This window comes from Neisseria sp. P0021.S006, assembly GCF_051956895.1.
Window position 1 is genome coordinate 1 of the sequence record NZ_JBQCWZ010000448.1, and the last position, 1,131, is coordinate 1,131.

The following is a 1,131-nucleotide window of genomic DNA, read 5'->3' on the forward strand; positions in this document are numbered from 1 at the left end:
ATGTTTGTGAGATTTTCCGTGCCGGTATCCAGTCGATTGATAAAGGCCAAATGGAAGCCGCACGTTCTTTGGGTCTGACCTATACCCAGGCGATGCGTTATGTGATTTTACCTCAGGCTCTTCGCCGTATGTTGCCGCCACTTGCAGGTGAATTTATCACACTTTTGAAAGATAGTTCTTTGCTGTCTGTTATTGCAGTTCCTGAACTTATGTCTGTTCAAAAAGCAATCACAGGTCAGTATTCGATATTCCAAGAGCCACTTTATACGGTTGCATTGATTTATCTTGTATTGACGAGTGTATTAGGATGGGTATTCTTACGTTTGGAACGTCGCTATAACGTAAAACTTCATTAATTAGGAAGACAAAAAAGGAAGACTTTTTCAAGTCTTCCTTTTTTTATTTGCCGTCAATGTTTCAGACGGCCTTGAATCAGAATGCTTCGCCGACTTTGACACCGCCTGCGATGTCTTTTGGAGTTGCCAGTTTGGCAGTTGCTTGTTGGGCGGCTTGGAATGCTTCGGTTGCCATGATGTCGGCAGCTTCTTGTACGGTCAATGTGTTAGCCATGTATTGCCAACGTGCTGCCAAGTCAGCGTTTGCCGGTGCGTGGAAACCGTCTCGTAATTCATCTACCAAGTCAGGGCGGTTGCACACCAGTACAATATCGCAGCCTGCTTCAAAAGAAAGGCGGGCGCGTTCTTTAATACCGCCGACACCACATGCACCTTCCATGGTCAGGTCGTCTGAAAAGATAACGCCGTTAAATCCGATTTCTTGGCGCAGGATTTGTTTCAGCCATTTTTCGGAGAAGCCGGCAGGTTGACTGTCGATTTGCGGGTATACGACGTGGGCAGGCATGACTGCGGCCATGCCTGCTTGGCTCAATGCTCGGAATGGGATAAGGTCGGCGGCTTCGAGCCCTTCGCGGCTGCGTTCGTCGCAAGGCAGGACGTGATGGCTGTCGCCTTCGACAAAGCCGTGGCCGGGGAAGTGTTTGCCGCAAGATTTCATGCCGCCTTTGTTCAGGCCTTTTTGCAGGGCAAGGGCAAGCTGGGTCACGATGTTGGCGTCGCGGTGGAAACTGCGGTTGCCGATGACGGCGCATTGCCCCCAGTCTAAATCCAATAC

General features: G+C 49.7%; 2 protein-coding genes. One reads left to right on the top strand and one right to left on the bottom strand.

The window, feature by feature from the left end:
* Positions 1–356 (top strand): amino acid ABC transporter permease (locus ACTHUM_RS14895; RefSeq protein ID WP_440403277.1); only part of this gene is annotated, 356 nt, incomplete at its 5' end.
* 76 nt (positions 357–432) lie between these two features.
* Here the strand turns inward: ACTHUM_RS14895 and nagZ are convergent.
* Positions 433–1,131: beta-N-acetylhexosaminidase (nagZ, locus tag ACTHUM_RS14900; RefSeq protein ID WP_440403278.1), on the bottom strand; the 699-nt coding region annotated here is incomplete at its 5' end.